This window comes from Pseudomonas sp. R19M (genome assembly GCF_050312585.1).
Classification (GTDB): Bacteria; Pseudomonadota; Gammaproteobacteria; order Pseudomonadales; family Pseudomonadaceae; genus Aquipseudomonas; species Aquipseudomonas palleroniana.
Map to the genome: position 1 here is coordinate 118,365 of NZ_JBNPJV010000100.1, position 21,165 is coordinate 139,529.

Here is a 21,165-nt window from a genome sequence, read left to right on the forward strand (position 1 = left end):
CACACCTCATGAGGTCACCTTGCCGACCGATACGGCCAGCCCGTCATGCCACCAGGACGCCAGGCTGTAGACATGCGGCGCCTTGAGCAGGGTGAAATGGTTACCTGGGCCGTACCAGGTTTCCAGGTGATCGGTGAACCGGCTCCAGCCCTCGATCATGCCGGCCTGCTCACGCTGATTGCCCTCTGCATCCAGGCTCGGATCATCGGCCAGCACCAGGCGGACCTGGCCGTTGTAGCGCTGGCGTGGCTGGTAAACCGTGCGCAGCGCGGCACCGAAAGCCCGCGCCGGCCCGAACATCACATCAGGCGTCGAACGCGCGGAAAGCATGCCGACCTGCACCATGGCACGGTGCAACGCGACCCACTGGGCGGCTTCATCCAGGCCGGCAAACACCTGCGGATCAATCCCGAAAGGCTTGCCGGCCGCCAGTTGCATGGTTTCAATCAAGCGCTGCAATACGCCGGTCGCCGTGTAGGGCTGGCCCGCCACACCCGTGCCGCCAGGGGCCTCACTGTCGATCAGGCTCAAGGACAGCACTTCACGCCCCTGGGCCTGCAGGCGCAGGGCCATCTCGAACGCCACCCAGCCGCCGAAGGAATGCCCGAGCAGATGCACCGGCCCGCTTGGGCAGTGCTGCTCCAGCGCCACCAGATAGGCGCGCGCCGCCGATTCCACGCGGCTATGCGGCACCGCCTTGGCGTCCAGCCCACGAGGCTGCAGGCCATGGATCGGCCAGCCCGGTCCGAACGCATCGGTCAGGCCGATAAACCCGGTGACACTGTCGCCGGCGCCGGGAATACAGAAGATCGGTGCTCGCCCCGCCTGCCCGCTCTGGATCGTCAACACCGGCTGATACCCCGCCTGCGTCGGCGCCGGCGGTGTAGCGTTCAGCGCCGTACCGATGGCCTTGCCCAACGCCGCGATATGCGGCGCCTGCATCATGCTCTGGTGATCGCCCGGCACATCGATGCGGTGCAGCAACGCGGCCGGCACGATCTGCTCCCAGCCCAGGCTTTCGCTGCTGCGCGAGGCCTCGTCCATGCGCTGTTCGGCGGTAAACAGATGCACCGGGAGGTTCAATGGGAACAGGCTGTAATGCGCCTGTGCATGGCCGTGGGCAACCTCACGGTCCAGGTAGGCCCACAGCGCTTCACGCGACAGCGCCGCCAACTGCGGCTGCAGCCAACCGGCGTCACGGACGCGCTGCCACAGCTCATCAAAGGCCATGTGCTCGGCTTCGGACTCCAGTTGCTCCAGGCTCGCCAGTGCGTGACCGTCCACCGGCATCTGGGCCTGGCAGTAGGCGCGGCATTGTTCCAGCAGGTGCAACTGGTGGGCATGGGCCACCGACCAGCGTGCCCTGCCCTGATCCACCAGGCGCGGCACGTGGGTATCGAGCAGGCCGAGGAACGCGACCTCCTCATCCATACCGATCAACTGCGCGGCGATTTCGTACGCCAATACCCCACCGAACGACCAGCCGGCCAGGCGGTACGGGCCGTGCGGCTGAACCCTGCGCATCAAGTCGATATGCCGCGCCGCCAGGCATTCCAGGGTGCGCAATTGCGGCTCGCCCCAGGCCACGCCCTCGAGCCCGTACACCGGAATATCAGCATCCAGATGCTGGCCCAGCGCTGGGAAATACACGTTCAAGCCACTGAACTCATGCACCAGGAACAACGGTGCCTGCGTCCCCTCGGCACGCACGGTGACAAGCCCTTGCTCCGCCACCGGTACCTCGGTGCGCAAGCGCAACAGCGCAGCCATCGACGCGACGCTGGCATGCTGGAACAACTCCGCCAGCGTCACCTGGACCTCGACCTGAGCCAACAGGCTGACCAGACGGATAGCCAGCAGGGAATGCCCACCCATTTCAAAGAAACTGTCGTGACGCCCAACCCGTGGCAGTTTCAACGCCAACGCCCATTGGGCCGCCAAGCGTTCTTCCAGCGCATCGGCCGGTGCCTCATAGTCGCGGCTGAGCATCACCTGCTCAGGTGCAGGCAGGGCCTTGCGGTCCAGCTTGCCGTTCGGCGTCACCGGCAGGCTGTCCAGTTGTACATAGGCACTGGGCAGCATGTACTGCGGCAGGTGGGTCAGCAGCTCTTCGCGCAACTGCTCGACCGAACCCGGCGTACCGCACAGGTAGGCGACCAGCTGTTTGCCGCTGACCTGCCCTTCGCTGTCGTCACGCGCCATGACCACCGCCGCGCGCACCCCTTCACAGGCCAGCAGCGCGCTCTCGACTTCACCCAGCTCGATGCGGAAGCCGCGGATTTTCACTTGGTCGTCGTTACGGCCCAGGTATTCCAGGGTGCCGTCCGGCAGCCAGCGGCCCAGATCGCCGGTTTTATACAGGCGCCCCGGTACCTCGCTGAACGGGTCGGCCAGGAAGCGCTCGCTGCTCAGTTGCGGCTGGTTGAGATAACCCCGGGCGATACCGGCACCGGCGATATGAATCTCGCCGGCCACCCCCAACCCGGTCGGATGCCCATGGGCATCCAACACATACACCCGGGTGTTGGCGATCGGACGCCCGATTGCGCGCGGATGCGGGTTGGCCGCGCACACCTCGTTGGCGGTGGCGATAATCGTGGCTTCAGTCGGGCCGTAGGTATTGAGCAAACGTGGCGTGTGCCCACTGCGCAGGAACCAGTGCTGCACCGCTTCCGGGCTCAGCTCTTCACCACCGACCACGATCACCCGTACCGAGGCCGGAATGACACTCGCATGATCGTCCGCCAGGCCCTGCCAGAAGCGCGTCGGCAGGCTGATCACCGACAAGCGCGCCTGCGCCGCCAGTGCCCAGAACTGAGCGGCATCGGTCAACCAGGCGGCACTGCGCACCACCAGGGTGGCACCACAGGTCAGCGCACCGAAAATCTCCTCGATGGACGCATCGAAGTTGATGGTCGCAAATTGCAGCGCACGATCGCCCGCCGTCAGGCCGGTCAAGCCGCTGATGACGCGGATCTCGTTGCACAACCCGGCGTGCTCGATCATCACGCCTTTGGGCGTCCCCGTGGACCCGGAGGTGTAGAGCACGTAGGCCAGATGTTCGCCGCCAAGCCCCAGCTCAGCCGCCGACGGGTTGTGCTCGCTCAACTCACGCCACGGTTGCAGCGCACTGTTCAAGGTCACCACCTGCAAGCCTTCCGGCAGTGCACCGAGCAACGGCAGCACCGCGTACTCGCTGAGCAACACACGCGGTGCGCTGTCGGCCAGCATGAACGCCAGGCGCTGCGCCGGGTAGGCCGGGTCGAGCGGCACATACGCGGCGCCGGCCTTCAGGCTCGCGAGCAATGCCACGATCATCTGCGTACCGCGTTCCAGGGCGATGGCCACACGCTCGTCAGGCTGCACGCCAAGAGCGATCAAATGATGGGCCAACTGGTTGGCCTGGGCATTGAGCTCGGCGTAGCTCAGCGACTGGCCGTCGAACTCCAGCGCAACCGCGTCGGGGTTACGCAGCACCTGCTGCTCGAACAGCTCATGGATCAGTTGGTCCTGCGGATCGCTGGTGCGGGTCTGGTTGAAGTCCAGCAACACTTGGCGTCGCTCGCTCAGCGGCAGCACTTCCAGGCTGCTCAGCGACGCCTGCGGCGTGCGCTCCAGGGCGTCCACCAGGCTGTCCAGCGCAGCGTGCATGTACGCACACACACGCTGCGCACCGACGTCCGGGCTGACCTGGACGGTCAGCGCAAACGCCTGGCCGAAGTCATCGATGTCCAGCGACAGCGGATAGTTGCTGCGTTCTTCACCGCCCAGGGCCTGGATACCGCTCCATACAGCCATGTCCTCACTGGAGGCAGTGGCCGCGCTGTGACGGTAGTTGAGCAAGGCACTGAACAGCGGTGCCGGCGCGGCCACGCCGCTGCAACGCTGCGCCAACGCCAGGGAGGCATGCTCATGGCTCAGCAACGTGCTCAAGCGTGCATGCGTGGCCTTGACCCCGGCCTGTGCACCTTCGGCACCGACGCTGATGCGCAACGGCAAGGTGTTGATAAACAGCCCCAGGGCGCGTTCACCGCCCTGCATGCCACCCATCAGTACGGTGCCGAACACCACATCATCCTGGCCGCAGACATGCGCCAATACCTGAGCCCAAGCCACATGCATCAGGCTTGCGGCACTCACCCCCAGTTGCCGGGCAGCGCTGCGCAGGCGCTGGCCGAGGCCCTCTTCCACAGGCAGTCGTGCCAGTTCAAGCGTGCCACCGGCTTGCACCGTGTGCAGGCCGAACGGCAGGGTCGGTTCATCAATATCGGCCAGCATCGCGCCGAAGAACGCTTCATGTTCCTGTTCGGTCATCCCCAGGCGCGCCTGGGCCACATAGTTGCGATACGGCACCGCTGCACTCAGGCGGGCTTCCTCACCCGCAAGGAAGGCCTGCAACTCGTATTGCAGGAGGTCCATGGCGACGTGATCGAACAGCATGTGATGGAACATCAGCAACGCGGCCCAGCGTTGCTGCGGCCGATCGTAGGCGCACACCAGGCGCATCAACGGTGCATCACGCAGGTCCATGCGGAAGTGCTGCGGGTTGAAACGCTCACGCAGTTGCGCACCGGCCTCTTCCTCGCCTTCCAGGCTGATCTCTTCCAGCGCGAACGGCACATGACGCAACACCACCTGTACCGGCTCGCTCAAGCCTTCCCAACGCATCGTGGAACGCAAGATATCGTTGCGCTCAATCACGCCCTGCAAGGCCTGGGCAAATGCCTCGAGACGCTCGCGGCTGTCGAAATGGAACGAGGCCTGCTCCAGGTACAGGTCGCCCTCATCGGCCAGCAAGTGGTGATAAAGGATGCCTTCCTGCAACGGCGTCATGCCGTAGATATCTTGCACGTTGGCCAATTGGCCCGGCACGCCGGCGACAAGGCTGTCGATTTCGTCCTGGTTGAGACTGGCCAGCGGCAGCATCGACGGCGTAATGCGTTGGCACTCGGCAGTGATGCCGTTGGCCGGCACCTCCAGCGCACGGCGGCTGCCCACGACCTTGGCCAGGCCGGCCAGGGTCGGGTGGGTAAACAAGGCACCGACGTCGACCCGCAGGTCGTCCTGGCGCATGCGCTCGACCAACTTGACCGCCAGCAGCGAATGGCCGCCCAGCTCGAAGAAGTTGTCATGCCGACCGACCTGCTCCAGTTGCAGCACCTGTGCCCAGATCAGCGCCAGGCTGCGTTCAATGCGCCCCTCGGGAGCCTGGTAATCGCGGCTGGCCACCGCCGACTGATCCGGCGCCGGCAAGGCTTTGCGGTCCAGTTTGCGGTTGGGCGTGAGCGGCAACGCGTCGAGGCTCACGAACGCCGACGGGATCATGTATTCGGCCAGCAACGGCGCCAGGTAGCTGCGCAAACCGGCCGCCGTCAAGCTGACCCCGGCGTGCGGCACCACGTAGGCCACCAGGCGCTTCTCGCCAGGACGGTCTTCGCGGGCGATCACCGCCGCTTCCTTGACCCCGGCACAGTTGCCGAGGCGCGATTCGATCTCGCCCAGCTCAATCCGGAACCCGCGCACCTTGACCTGGAAGTCGTTGCGGCCCAGGTACTCGAGGGAACCATCCGCCAGGTAGCGCGCCAGGTCGCCGGTCTTGTACATCCGCGCCCCCGGGGCGTCGTTGAACGGGTCGGCGAGGAAGCGCTCGGCACTGATCTGGTCGAGGTTCAGGTACCCCCGTGCCACACCGTCACCGCCGATGAAGATCTCTCCCGCCACCCCGAACGGTACCGGTTGCTGCTGGCTATCGAGCAGGTAGATGCGGGTGTTGGCCATCGGTTTACCGATGGTGGTATTGCCCGTGGTGTCGCCCGTGTGGGTCACATAAGCGGTGGTGCAGGACACCGTTGCTTCCGTCGGGCCATACGTGTTGATCAGGCGGGTATGGGCCGGGCGGACCTCGTCCCACAGCTTCAACTTCTGCGCCGACAGTGCATCACCGGTCACGTTGATCAACCGTACATGGCGCAAATGCGCCTGCGCCTGCTCCGGGCTGTGGTGCCATTCGGCGGCCAGGGTGTGCCAGTGCGCCGCCGTCAAGTGCAGGAAGGTCGGCGTGATCGCCGGGTCGCGTGCGGCCTCGGTGCCAAACACATAACGGCTTGGCGCCAGGGTCGCGCCGGCCAGCCAGGCCGGGAAGATTTCCTCCACCGACAGGTCGAAGTTCAGGGTGTTCTGCTGCAACACCGTGTCCTGCGCGGTCAGGCCGAACAGGCGTGCGGCGTCCAGGCTGTAGTTGACCAGCCCGCGATGTTCGATCATCACGCCCTTGGGATTGCCGGTGGAACCTGATGTGTAGATCACATACGCCAGGTGGCGGGCGGTCAGCCCCGGCACTTGCGGGTTGTGCTCGGCACCGCTGTGTGGCTCGTCCAGCAACACCTGCGCAATCGCCAGGGGCGGCAGCCGGTCCTGCAACGCGCGCTGGGTCAGCACGGCCGACGGTGCGCTGTCGGCGATCATGTAGGCCAGACGCTCCGGCGGGTAATTGGGGTCCAGCGGCACATACGCGCCGCCGGCCTTGAGCACCCCGAGCAAGCCCACCAATACTTCATCGCCGCGTTCGGCGCAGATCGCCACGCGGTCATCCGGGCGGATGCCCAGGCCGATCAAGTGGTGCGCCAGGCGGTTGGCCCGACGGTTCAACTGCGCATAACTGATGCGCTGCTGTTCGAACGCCACGGCAATCGCATCCGGATGCGCCTCGACCTGGGCTTCGAACAGTTGGTGAATGGTGCTGTCCTGCGCATAGGCCACGTGGGTGTCGTTGAGGCCGTGCAACAGGTAGTCGCGCTCGTCTTCATCGATCAAGGGAATATGCGCCAGCACGGCCTGGTCGTCGGCAACCATGGCCTGCAGCAGGCACTCGAAATACCCCAGGTAACGTTGCAAGGTGGTCTCGTCGAACAGCGCCGTGGCGTACTCCAGGGTCCCGGCGATGTGTCCCTGCATTTCGCCGAGGTCCAGGGACAGGTCGAACTTGGCAAAGTTGCCGGCCTCACCGAGCCCTTCGAACTGCAGATCACCCATTACCAGGCTCGGCGCATCGCTGCTCTGCCAGGTCAGCAAGGTCTGGAACACCGGGCTGTGGGCCAGGCTGCGCGCCGGCTTGAGCACTTCCACCACTTGTTCGAACGGCAAGTCCTGATGGGCCTGCGCCGCCAGGGTGCGGTCCTTGGCATGGGCCAGCAGCGCAGCCACGGTCAGCTCTTCGCCGGCCCCTATGCGCACCGCCAGGGTGTTGACGAACAGGCCGATCAGCCCTTCGACTTCTGCACGCATGCGGTTGGCCGCCGGCGAGCCGATCACCACCTCATCCTGGCCGGACAGACGGCAGAGCAACGCGCCCCACGCGGCCATCATGGTCATGTACAGCGTGGTGCCATGACGCTGACTCAGGGCCTTGAGCCCGGCGGTCAGGTTGACATCGAGCAACAGGCTCAAGGTCGCACCGCTGTAGTCCTGCCGGGCCGGCCGTGGGCGGTCGGTGGGCAATAACAGCAAGGCGGGCGCATCCGCCAACGCCTGCTGCCAGTACTGGCTCTGTTGCTGCAGCACCTCGCCACTCAACCAACGCCGTTGCCACACGGCAAAATCGCCGTATTGCAGGGCCAGCGGCGGCAGCGGGTCGGCCTGCCCCAGACGGAACGCTTCATACAGCGCCATCAACTCACGGGTCAGTACGCCCATCGACCAACCATCGGAAACGATGTGGTGCATGGTCAACAACAGCACATGGTGATCGTCGGCGCGCCGCACCAGGCGCGCACGAATCAGCGGGCCTTGCTCCAGATCGAAGGGTTCAAGCGCCTCATGGCTGACGTGCCTCTGCAGGTCGGCATCGCTGTCCACCTCCAGGCGCAGCAGCGCGAACGCCCGATCGGCCGGCTCGATACGCACCAGCGGCTCATGGTTGTGCTGCACGAACCGGCTACGCAGCGCCTCATGGCGCGCCACGATGGCTGTCAGTGCGCGCTCCAGCGCCTGGGCATCCAGCTGACCGCGCAGCCCCAGGGCGATCGGCATGTTGTAGGCGGTACTGGCACCTTCCATCTGCGCCAGGAACCACAAGCGTTGCTGGGCAAACGACAGCGGCAAATCCTGGTCCCTTGGCACCGGCAAGATCGCCGGCAAGGTGCTGCGTGCCGCCTGGGCCAATACTTGGCCCAACGCCGCCAACTGCGGATGGGCAAACAGCTCGGCCAGGGCCAACTCCACCCCCAGGCGCTGGCGCACTTGGGAAATCAAGCGCATCGCCAGCAGCGAGTGCCCGCCCAATTCGAAGAAATGCCCGTGGCGACCGACCTGTTCAAGCCCCAGCAGGTCTTGCCAGATCTGCGCCAGCGTCGTTTCAATGTCGCCCTCGGGGGCTTCATACACCCCACTGACCACCGCATCGAGCCCCGGCGCCGGCAGCGCCTTGCGATCCAGCTTGCCGTTGGGGCTCAGCGGCAGTGCAGGCAACTGAACATAGGCCGACGGCACCATGTATTCCGGCAGTTCGTTTTGCAGGTAGGTCCGCAGGTCCTCGATCTGAGGCGCCTGCCCCGCCACGTGCGCGGTGAAGTAGGCCACCAGGCGCTCGTCGCGCACCAGTACGGCCGCTTCAAGCACCTCGGGATGGGCGGCGAGCAAAGCTTCGATTTCACCCAGTTCAATGCGCAGGCCGCGAATCTTGACCTGGTCATCATTACGCCCGAGGTAGTCGAGGGTGCCGTCCGCACGGTAACGCGCCAGGTCGCCCGTGCGGTACATGCGTCCTTGAGCGGTGAACGGGTCGTCGAGGAAACGTTCGGCCGTCAGGTCCTCGCGATTGAGGTAACCGCGTGCCACGCCCGCGCCACCGATGTACAACTCGCCGACGCTGCCGGTAGGCACCTGTTGCCCGTAGGCGTCCAGCACGTAGAGCGTCAGGTTGCGCAACGGCTGGCCGAGCGGAATATCCCCTGCTCCATAGCTGGCAAGATCCGCATTGATGCCGTGCCAGGCGACCACGTCGCTGCACTCGGTCGGGCCATAGCTGTTGATGAAGTGCGGACGCGGCGCCCGCAGTTTCTCCAACTGCGACAGTTTGATCGGCTCACCGCCGAGCACGACCCGGCGCAGGCGGCTCAAGACGTGCTGTTGATCGGCGTCGATCAACGTATAGAACGCACTCGGGGCCAGGTTGATATGGGTGATCGCCTGCGCGTCGATCTGGCGCACGATGCTCGCAGGATCAAACGGGCTGTCGGCCAGATGCAAGGTGGCGCCGACGGCCAGGCTGGCGAAGATATTTTTCTGGGTCAGGTCGAAGCTGTGCGACGTCAGCAGCAACACCGCGTCGTCGGCGTCCAGCCCGACGTCTTCGAGGTACCAGTGGAGCATGTTGACCACGCCCTGGTGTTCGACCATCACGCCTTTTGGCTGCCCGGTGGAGCCCGAGGTATAGATCACATAGGTCAGGTGTTTCGCGCTCAGCCCGGGCACCTGTGGGTTGTCCAGCGCTTGCCCGCGCCACGCCTCACGGTCGAGGTCGACCACGGGCAGGCCGCCCGCAGCGGCCAGTTGCGCGGTCGCACCGTGCACCAGTAACGCCGCCGGGGCGCTGTCCTTGAGCATGTAATGTATGCGTTCGAGCGGGTAGTTCGGGTCGATCGGCACATAGGCGCCTCCGGCCTTGAGAATCGCCAGCAACCCGACGATCAGCTCGGCGCTGCGCTCCACGCAAATCGCCACGCGGGCATCCGGCACCACGCCGAGCTCACGCAGGTGATGGGCCAACTGGTTGGCCTGCTCGTTAAGCTGACGGTAAGTCAGCGTCACAGCCGCCGTCTGCACCGCCAGCGCCTCGGGGGTGCGCATGGCCTGGGCTTCAAACAGGCTGTGTACAGTGCCGGGGTGGAGCGGCGTGTGCAGGCCACTGAGGCCGGCCAACTGCTGCTGGCGCTCCCGCTCATCCAGCAGGGGCACGCGGGCCAGCACGCCTTGATCGTCGGCAACCATCGCGTGCAGCAGGCGCTCGAAGTAGCCCAGGTGACGCTTGAGGGTCGCCTCGTCGAACAACGCCGTGGCATAGCTCAGGGAGCCGACGATATGGCCCTGGGCTTCGCTTAACTCCAGGGACAGATCAAACTTCGCCGATGTATTGACTTGGCCACCGTCTTCCATGATCAAGTCGCCGACGACCGGTGCACCGCCGCCTTCACTGCCCTGCCAGGTCAACATGGCCTGGAACACCGGGCTGTAGGCCATGCTGCGCACCGGCTTGACGATGTCGACCACTTGTTCGAACGGCAGGTCCTGATGCGCCTGCGCACCGAGCGTCCTGGCCTTGACCCGCGCCAGCAGGGTTTGCACCGTCGGTTCGCCCGAGGTATCGATGCGCAGCGCCAGCGTGTTGACGAACAGGCCGATCAGACCTTCCAGCTCCAGCTGGTTGCGGTTGGCCACCGGCGAGCCGATGACCACTTCATCCTGCCCGGACAAACGCGCCAACAAGACACCCCATGCCGCCAGCAGGCTCATGTACAACGTGGTGCCATGTCGTTGACTCAGGTCCTTGAGGCCCTGAGTCAGTGCCTTATCCAGTTGCAACGCCAGCACCGCGCCGGAGAAATCCTGTTGCGCCGGGCGTGGCCGGTCGGTCGGCAGGGTCAGTATGGCCGGCGCGCCGGCCAGGGTTTGCTGCCAATACAGGTTCTGCTTGTGCAACACCTCGCCACTCAACCAGCGGCGTTGCCAGACGGCGAAGTCGGCATATTGCAGCGTCAGCGGTGGCAATGGATCGGCGAGGCCCTGGCTGAAGGCGCCATACAACAGCACCATTTCGCGGCTCAGCACGCCCATCGACCAGCCGTCAGAGGCAATGTGGTGCATAGTCAGCAACAACACCGAGTGCTCGTCGCCCATGCGTACCAGGCGTGCGCGCAGCAGCGGCCCGTTGACCAGGTCGAACGGTGTCGACGCTTCATATTCGGTCAACACCTGCAAGCGCTGCGCGGCATCGGCCTGCCCGCGCAGGTCATCCTGTTCCAGTACAAATGAACCTTCGACAGGTGTGATCCGCAGTTGCGGCTCATCGTTATCCATCACGAAGACACTGCGCAGCACCTCATGGCGGCTGACAATTTGCGCCAGTGCACGCTCCAGCGCCAGGATATCCAGCGCGCCGCGCAGGCCCAGGCCGACCGGCATGTTGTAAGCCGCCCCGGCATTCTCCATTTGCGCCAGGAACCACAGGCGCTGCTGGGCAAACGACAGCGGCAAGGACTCTTCTCGGGACACCGGTACAATCGGCGGCAGGCTGCTACGCCCGGCCTTGGCCACCACCTGCGCCAGCGCGGTCAGTTGCGGATGGGCGAACAGGTCCGCGAGGTCCAGCTCCACCCCGAGGTGCAGGCGCACCTGGGAGATCAAGCGCATCGCCAGCAACGAGTGCCCGCCCAGCTCAAAGAAATGATCCTCACGCCCGACTTGCTCGACCTTGAGCACTTGGCTCCAGATCTGCGCCAGGGCAATTTCCACTTCACCCTGGGGCGCTTCGTAACCGCGACTGAGCACGGCATCCTGATCGGGAACCGGCAGGGCCTTGCGGTCGAGCTTGCCGTTGGCGGTCAGCGGCAGGCTGTCCAGGCGCACATACGCCGCCGGCACCATGTACTCCGGCAATTGCGCCTGCAACCAACTGCGCAGGGCCTGGCGGTCAAGGGCCTGGTGTTCGGTGAAATACGCCACCAGGCGCCCGTCACGGGCCAGCACCACGGTTTCGCTGACGTCCGGGTGCTCGGCCAGGCAGGTTTCGATTTCACCCAGTTCAATCCGCACGCCGCGGATCTTCACCTGGTCGTCATTGCGCCCCAGGTAGTCCAGCGTGCCGTCTTCCAACCAGCGCGCCAGGTCGCCGGTGCGATACAGACGAGCCTGCGGGTCCTGGCTGAACGGGTCCTGCAAAAAGCGTTCGGCGGTCAGTTCCGCACGGTTCAGGTAACCGCGCGCCACACCGGCCCCCCCGACGTACAGCTCACCGGCCACACCCTGCGGCACCGGTTTGAGGTGCTCGTCGAGCAGATAGACCTGGGTGTTGGCGATGGGTTTGCCAATGTGCAGGGCCTTGCCGGCCTCAATCAGGCCGCAGGTCGCGACCACCGTGGCTTCGGTCGGACCATAGTTGTTGACCACATCGAAGCGCTGCGGCGTGCTGAACTGACGCAGGCGGTCGCCGCCGATCAGCAAGGTTTTCAGGGTCGGGTGTTGCAACTGCTGACTGAACGCGTACTCCGCCACCGGCGTCGGCAGGAAGCTCACTTGCAGCGGTTGCGCCAGCCACCAGCGCAACAGTGCGTCGACGTCCTCGCTGCCCTGCTTGGCGGGTGGCAGGTGCAACGTCGCCCCCACACACAGGGCCGGCCAGACTTCCCAGGCCATGGCATCGAAACCGAACCCGGCGACACTGGAAGTGTGCCCACCCGCGTGCAGATCGAACGCCTGGCAATGCCAGTGCACCAGGTTCTCCAGGGTGCGGTGCTCGACCATCACGCCTTTGGGCAAGCCGGTGGAACCGGAGGTGTAGATCACATAGGCCAGGTTCGCCGGCGTCAGGCCCGCCACGCTCGGGTTGAGCGTCGGGCGACGGTGCCACTGGTCGCTGTCCAGTTCGATCACCGGCCGTTCGGTGTGGCTCAGCAGCGAGCGCGTGCTCGATTGCGCCAGCACCAGCACCGGGTCGCAATCCTGCAACAGGTAGTTGATGCGCTCCTGCGGGTGCGCCGGATCGATCGGCACATACGCCGCACCGGCCTTGAGGATCGCCACCAGGCCGACCAGGGTTTCCAGGCTGCGACGCGCGCAGATGGCCACCCGGTCATCCGGACGCACGCCTTCTTCGAGCAGGCGGTGGGCCAACTGATTGGCGCGCTGATTAAGCTGGCGATAAGTGATGTGCTGGTCGTCCTGGCGCACGGCCGTGGCATCCGGCTGGCATTCGACCTGAGCCTCGAACAGGCGGTGGATAGTCTGCGCCTCGGGGTAATCGACGGCAGTGGCGTTGACGTCAACCAGCACGGCATCCCGTTCGGCGGCCGACAGCACCGAGAACTGACTCAACGGCTGGTGTGGCGTGTGCTCCAACGCGCTGACCAGGTGTGCCAGGGCCACCTGCATAAAGCCGCAAATCCGTTGTGCACCGATTTTCACCAGCGCCTGGGCGTTGAGCTGGAAGCCGGCGCCAAAATCATCGACGTTCAACACCAGCGGATAGTTGGTGCGCTCTTCCATGCTCACCGCCTGGATACCGTCCCACGCGGCGATATCCGCGCTAGAGGCCTCGACCGGCGCGCTGTGCCGGTAGTTGAGCAATGTATTGAACAGCGCCTGCGTCGCCGGCAGGCCGCTGCACTGTTGGGCCAGGGACAATGACGCGTGCTCATGGGCGAGCAATTGCGACAGCCGCTCATGCGTGACACGCACGGCCTCGCGGGCGCCCTGCCCGCCAATGCTCACACGCAACGGCAAGGTATTGATGAACAGGCCCAAGGCACGGCCGGCGCCTTCACCGCCTTGCAGGCGGCCGAGCAACACCGTGCCGAAGACCACATCGTCACGCCCCGCGACCTGCGCCAACACCTGGCCCCAGGCCAGGTGCACCAGGCTGGCGGCGCTGACGCCAAGCAAGCGCGCCTGCTCGCGCAAGCGCCCGCTCAGTTGGCTGTCGAGCATCAGGTGGGCTTCTTCGACACCGCTGCCATCGCCCTGCACATCGCGCAGGCCGAAGGCCAGGGTCGGTTCATCGATGTCACCGAGCATGCCTTCGAAAAAGCGTTCATGGGCCTGTCGATCCGCGCCCAGGCGCGACTGCGCCACATGGTTGCGATAGGGAATCGACGGCGCCAAGTTTTCGGTGTGGCCTTTCAGGCTGGCCTGGACTTCTTCGATCAGCACCTCAAGCGCGGTGTGGTCGAGCACCATGTGATGGAACAACAGGATGCCGACCCAGCGCTGATGGGCGCTGTCCTGGGCGTAGGCCAGGTGCATCAACGGCGCACGGCTCAGGTCCAGGCGGTAATGGCGTGGGTCGAACTGCTCGTGCAACTGCGTCAGCACGTCACCGTCCGCCGGGTCGATCACCACCTCTTCCAGTCCCAGGGTTGCCTGACGCCAAACGACCTGTACCGGATCCTCGAGTCCTTCCCAGGCGATGCTGCTGCGCAGGATGTCGTGCCGCTCGATCACGCTTTGCAGCGCCTTGGCGAACAGGTTCACCGGCTCAGGCCCGGTGAAGGTGAACAACATATGCAGCAGGTAGGCATCGCCTTGCGGCGCCGCCAGATGGTGGTAGAGCATGCCGTCCTGCAGCGGCGCCAGGCCGTAGATATCCTGCACATTGCGCACGCCGCCCGGCACGCTCGCGACGATGCGGTCGATAGCGGCCTGGTCTAGGTCGGCCAGGGGCAACAGGTCCGGGGTGATGCGCTGGCAGTCCGGCTCAATGCGGTTGGCCGGCACCTCCAGTGCCTGATGCCCGCCGACCGCCGCCGCCAGCGCCGCCAGGGTCGGCTGGCCGAACAGCACGCGCACATCGGCGCTCAAGTCCATCTGGCGCATGCGTTCGATCAATTTGACCGCCAGCAGCGAATGACCACCCAGTTCAAAGAAGTTGTCGTGGCGACCCACCCGCTCCACATCGAGCAATTCTTGCCAGAGCGCGGCAAGGGTAAGTTCCATCTCGCCTTCAGGGCACTCGTATTCGCGACGGGCCAGGGCATCGCCATCGGGGGCCGGCAAGGCCTTGCGGTCGAGTTTGCCGTTGGTGGTCAGCGGCAAGCGCTCAAGCAGGACGAACGCACTGGGCACCATGTAATCGGCCAGGGACACCAGCAACTGCGTACGCAGCTCGGCGGCCGACGGCTCAGCGCCCTCGGCGGCGATCACATAAGCCACCAGGCGCTTGTTACCGGGGGCGTCTTCACGGGCAATCACCACGGCTTCGCGCACGCCCTCACAGGCGGCCAGGCGGGCTTCGATCTCGCCCAGCTCGATACGGAAACCACGGATTTTCACCTGGTCGTCGTTGCGGCCCAGGTAGTCAATGCTGCCGTCCGCCAGCCAGCGTCCCAGGTCACCGGTCTTGTACAGGCGCGCCTGCGCACGACCGCTGAACGGGTCGGCGATAAACCGTTCGGCGTTCAACTGCGGCCGGTTCAAGTAGCCACGGGCAACCCCCGCGCCCCCCACGTACAACTCGCCGACGACGCCGACCGGCACCGGTTCGCGCTGGTCGTCGAGAATATACAGTTGCAAGTCCGGAATGCGCCCGCCAATCGGGCTGACGCCGACCCGCTGCGCATCCGCCGCTTCAAGGGCGCGATACGTCACATGCACGGTGGTTTCGGTGATGCCGTACATGTTCACCAGTTGCGTACCGGCGTTGCCTGGGCGTGCGTACCACGGCTTGAGAATCCCCGGTTCCAGGGCCTCGCCGCCGAAGATCACCTGGCGCAGGGAATGCTTCAGGGCACTCTGGCCCTGGGCCGCAATCAACGAACGGAAGGCACTCGGCGTCTGGTTGAGGATGGTCACCCCGGCGCTGCACAACAGCGCATAACAGGCGTCCGGCGAACGGCTGGTGAGCTGCGGTACCACCAGCAACTGCCCACCGTGGATGAGCGCGCCCCAGATTTCCCAGACCGAGAAGTCAAACGCAAACGAGTGGAACAGTGCCCAGACATCCTGATCGTTGAAGTTGAACCAGCCCTCGGTGGCGCTGAACAGGCGTGCCACGTTGTGGTGCTCGACCATCACCCCCTTGGGCAGGCCGGTGGAGCCGGAGGTGTAGATCACGTACGCCAGGTTGGCCGAAGTCAGGCCCGGGACGTGGGGATTCTGAGTGGACTCACCCTGGCAATCGCCGCCGTCCAGTTCGAGCACCGGCACCGACACCTCGGCCACCCGGGCACGGGTCGCCTGCTGCACCAGCACCGCTACCGGCGTGCTGTCTTGCAGGGTGTAGCTGATGCGTTCCTGCGGATACGCAGGGTCAATCGGCACGTAACCGGCCCCGGCCTTGAGGATGCCGAGCAGGCCGACGATCATGTCCAGCCCGCGCTCGACGCAGATCGCCACCCGATCATCCGGGCGCACGCCCAGGCTCAACAAGCGATGCGCCACCTGGTTGGCGCGGCGATTCAAGTCGCCGTAGCTCAGGCGCAGGTCTTCAAACAGCACCGCCGTAGCGTCAGGTCGTAAAGCCGCCTGCAGCTCGACCTGGTGATGCAGCAATGCGGTATCGGCGAACAGGCTGTCGGTGGCGTTCCAGTGTTGCAACAATTGTTCGCGCTCGCCCGCCGGCAACATCGCCAACCCTTGCAGCGAAGCCTGCGGGGTCTGCTCCAGGGCTTGGACCAGGTTCTCCAGGACGCATTGCATGTAGCCGCACACTCGCCCCGCGCCAATCGAACCGTCGGCCATGACCGACAGGCTGAACGCCTCTCCCATGTCGTTGACCGACAGGGTCAGCGGGTAGTTGGTGCGCTCCTTGCTGTCGACCACGGCAATGCCTTCCCAGGCCGTCTGCGCTTGTGCCGAAACGTCCGCGCCGCCGAGCTGGCGATAGTTGAGCAGCGAACTGAACAACGGCGTCGACGCCGCCACTTGGCTGCAGCGTTGCGCAAGCACCAGCGAGGCGTGCTCATGACCGAGCAAGCCGGTCAGGCGCGCATGGGTACTCTTGACCATGGCGCGTACGCCGGCTTCAGCGAGGCTGACCCGCAGCGGCAAGGTGTTGATGAACATCCCCAGGGCACGGTCTGAGCCTTCACCGCCCTGCAAGCGCCCCAGCAACACGGTGCCGAACACCACATCCGTGCGTCCCGACACGCCACCCAGCACCCGCGCCCACGCCAAGTGATACAGGCTGGCAGGCGTCACCCCCAACTGGCGGGACTGCGCGCGCAGGCGCTGGCTGAGGCGGTCATCGAGCATCAGGACGACCTCTTCGACACCGTGGCCCTCGCCCTGCACGTCCTGCAGACCGAAAGGCAGGGTCGGTTCGTCGATGTCCCCGAGCATCTCGCTGAAGAACGCCTCATGCTCTCCGCGACTCACGCCCTGGCGCGCCTGAGCCACATAATGACGGTACGGCACCGACGGTGGCAGCAGGGCCTCTTCGCCACGGGTATGGGCTTCGATTTCCGAGATGAGCATACGCAGCGACGTGGCGTCATCCACCAGATGGTGCAGCAGCAACACCGCGACCCAGCGCTGGTTGGGCGCATCCTCGCTGTAACCGATGCGCATCATGGGCGCCTGGCGAATATCCAGGCGGTGGTGACGCGGGTTGAGGCACTCGGTCAATTGCGTGGCGATATCCCCGGCGGCCGGGTCCAGGTGAATCTCATCCATCCCCAGTTGCGCCTCGCGCCAGACCACCTGTACCGGCTCGTCGAGGCGCTCCCAGAACACGGCGGTGCGCAGGATGTCATGTCGCGAAATCACGCCTTGCAGAGCCGCGGCAAAGCGTTGCAGGCGCTCGCGGCTGTCAAAGCTGAAGGTGATGTATTGCAGGTACGGATCGCCTTGGGCCGCCGCGAGGTGGTGGTACAAAATCCCTTCTTGCAGCGGCGCCAGGCTGTAGATTTCCTGGACGTTACACGCGCCGCCCGGCACGGTTGCGACGATGCGGTCGATGGCGGCCTGATCCAGCGTGGCCAGGGGCAGCATTTCCGGGGTGATGTGTGCGCAGCCTTCTGGGACACGATTGGCGGGCACCACCACGTCCTTGCTCGCATCGGCCACGGCGGCCGCCAGTGCGGCCAGGGTCGGCTGGCCGAACAGCACACGCACATCGGCGCCCAGCCCGACCTGGCGCATGCGCTCGATCAGCTTGACCGCCAGCAGCGAATGGCCGCCCAACTCGAAGAAGTGATCCTGGCGGCCCACGTGTTCAACACCGAGCAAATCCTGCCAGATCGCGGCAATCGTGGTTTCCACCTCCCCCTCGGGGGCTTCGAACTGGCGACGCGCCAGGGCGTCGGCATCCGGCGCCGGCAACGCCTTGCGGTCCAGCTTGCCGTTGGTGGTCAACGGGAACTGCGCCACCCGCACAAACGCAGCGGGCACCATGTAGTCAGCCAGGGACACCAGCAACTGCGCACGCAGCTCGGCGGCCGACGGATCGGCCCCCTCGGCGGCGATCACATAGGCCACCAGGCGCTTGTCTCCCGGCTCATCTTCGCGGGCAATCACCACCGCTTCGCGCACGCCTTCACAGGCGGCCAGGCGGGCTTCGATCTCGCCCAGCTCGATACGGAAACCACGGATCTTCACCTGGTCGTCGTTGCGCCCCAGGTAGTCAAGGCTGCCGTCCGCCTGCCAACGCGCCAGGTCACCGGTCTTGTACAGGCGCGCCTGCGCACGACCGCTGAACGGGTCGGCAATGAACCGTTCGGCATTCAACTGCGGCCGGTTCAAGTAGCCACGGGCAACCCCCGCGCCACCCACGTACAACTCGCCGACCACGCCCACCGGCACGGGTTCGTTCTGCTCGTCGAGCACATACAGTTGCAAGTCCGGAATGCGCCCGCCAATCGGACTGACGCCGACCAACTGCGCATCCGCCGCTTCGAGCGCACGATAGGTTACATGCACGGTGGTTTCGGTGATGCCGTACATGTTCACCAGTTGCGTACCGGCGTTGCTCGCACGCGCATACCACGGCTTGAGAATCCCCGGTTCCAGGGCCTCGCCGCCGAAGATCACCTGGCGCAGGGAGTGCTTGAGTTCGCTCTGGCCCTGGGCCGCAATCAATGAACGGAAGGCACTCGGCGTCTGGTTGAGGATGGTCACCCCGGCGCTGCACAACAGCGCATAACAGGCGTCCGGCGAACGACTGGTCAACTGCGGCACCACCAGCAACTGCCCGCCATGCATCAGCGCGCCCCAGATTTCCCAGACCGAGAAGTCAAACGCAAACGAGTGGAACAGTGCCCACACGTCTTGCTCGTTGAAGTGGAACCAGCCCTCGGTGGCGCTGAACAGGCGCGCCACGTTGCGGTGCTCGATCATCACGCCCTTGGGCAATCCGGTGGAACCTGAGGTGTAGATCACATACGCCAGGTGGGCCGAAGTCAGGCCCGGTACGTGGGGATTCTGAGTCGATTCACCTTGGCAATCGTCGCCGTCCAGTTCGAGCACCGGCACCGATACCTCGGACACCAGAGCGCGGGTCGCCTGCTGCACCAGCACCGCCACCGGTGCACTGTCCTGCAGGGTGTAGCTGATGCGCTCCTGCGGATACGCCGGGTCGATCGGCACGTAACCGGCGCCGGCCTTGAGGATGCCGAGCAGGCCGATGATCATGTCCAGCCCGCGCTCGACGCAGATCGCCACCCGGTCATCCGGGCGCACGCCCAGGCTCAGCAAGCGATGCGCCACCTGGTTGGCGCGGCGGTTCAAGTCGCCGTAGCTCAGGCGCTGGTCTTCAAACAGCACCGCCGTAGCGTCGGGTTCGGCCGCTGCCCGGGCTTCGACCTGTTGGTGGATCAAGGCGCTGTCGGCAAATACGCCATCGCCGCTGTTCCAGTGGTGCAACAGGTGCTGGCGCTCGGCGGTCGGCAGAATGCCCAGGGTTTGCAGCGCCGCCTGCGGCGTGTGCTCCAGCGAGGCCACCTGGCTTTCCAGGGCGGCATGCAGATAATCCGCGATCCGCGCCGCGCCGATTCCGGCATCCGCAAGCACCGTGATATGAAAATCTTCACCCAGGTCGTCGAGGTTGACGGTCAGCGGGTAGTTGGTGCGTTCTTCAGCGCCCAGGGCTTGGATGCCGGCCCACGCCGTCTGCGCCTCGGCACTGCCGCCGGTTGCACTGTGGCGGTAGTTGAGCATGGCACTGAACAGCGGCGTCGGCGTCGCCACGGCGCTGCAACGCTGAGCCAGGGCCAGCGAGGCGTGTTCATGCTGGAGCAATGCGGTCAACCGCTGGTGGGTCAGTTTCAGGCCACTGCGCACGCTTTGCTCGCCCACACTCACACGCAGCGGCAGGGTGTTGATGAACATCCCCAGGGCACGGTCCGAGCCCTCGCCCGCGTGCATCCGGCCCAGCAATACGGTGCCGAACACCACCTCCTGGCGGCCGGAGACTTTACCCAGTACCTGGGCCAGTGCCAGGTGCATCACGCTGGCCGCACTCACCCCCAACTGCCGGGCCTGCACGCGCAGCCGTTGGCTCAAGGCGTTATCCAGCATGCGATGGCTTTCTTCGATGCCATGACCGTCACCCTGCACGTCCTGCAGACCGAACGGCAGCGTCGGCTCATCGATGTCACTGAGCATCTCGCGAAAGAACGCTTCATGCTGCTGTTCACTGACGCCCAGGCGAGCCTGCGCCACATAGTTGCGATACGGTACCGGCTCGCCCAGGTGCTCGGTCTGCCCCAGCAGGAAGGCTTGCATTTCGTGCTGCACCACCTCCATTGCCGTATGGTCCAGGGCCATATGGTGAAACAACAGCACCGCCACCCAGCGCTGGTTCGGCGAGTCCAGCGCGAAGGCCACCCGCATCATCGGCGCCTGGCGGATATCCAGGCGGTAGTGACGCGCATCGAAGCGGCTGCGCAACTGGCCCAGCACATCGCCGTCGCGCGGGTCCAGATGCAGCTCTTCACTGATCAACGTGGCCTTGCGCAGTACCACTTGCATCGGTTCATCGAGGCTTTCCCAGACCACCGTGGTGCGCAGGATGTCGTGGCGCTTGATCACGTACTGCAACGCCTGGGTGAAGTGCTCCAGCCGCGCACGGCTGTCGAAGGCATACAGCGATTGCAGCAAATAGGGGTCGCCCTGCTCCGCCGTCAAATGGTGGTACAACATGCCTTCCTGCAGCGGCGCCAGCGGGTAGATGTCCTTGACGTTGGCCAGGCCGCCCGGCACGGCGTCGACAATCCGGTCAATGGTTGCCTGGTCCAGGGTCGTCAACGGCAGCATCTGCGGCGTAATGCGGTAGGCCGGGCTCAACCAGTCCCCCCCATTGCGCGCGATCAACTCCAGCAACTGCGCTTTGTGTCCGCGCAAGTGGTCGATCAACCCATCGTCGAGCCCCTCATCGTCGCCCAGGATGACGAGGTCATCCTCTTCACGTTGCAGGTGGATCGCGTGAGTCGAAAGAACTGCCATCAATTCGCTGAAGTGCAT

Annotated in this window: 1 protein-coding gene; it reads right to left on the minus strand. The window is 65.2% G+C overall.

The window, feature by feature from the left end; genetic code table 11:
* Nucleotides 1-6 precede the first annotated feature (6 nt).
* Complete coding sequence (locus tag ACQRBT_RS25905) at nucleotides 7-21,165, minus strand: non-ribosomal peptide synthase/polyketide synthase (RefSeq protein ID WP_412046936.1); 21,159 nt, start codon at nucleotides 21,163-21,165, stop codon at nucleotides 7-9.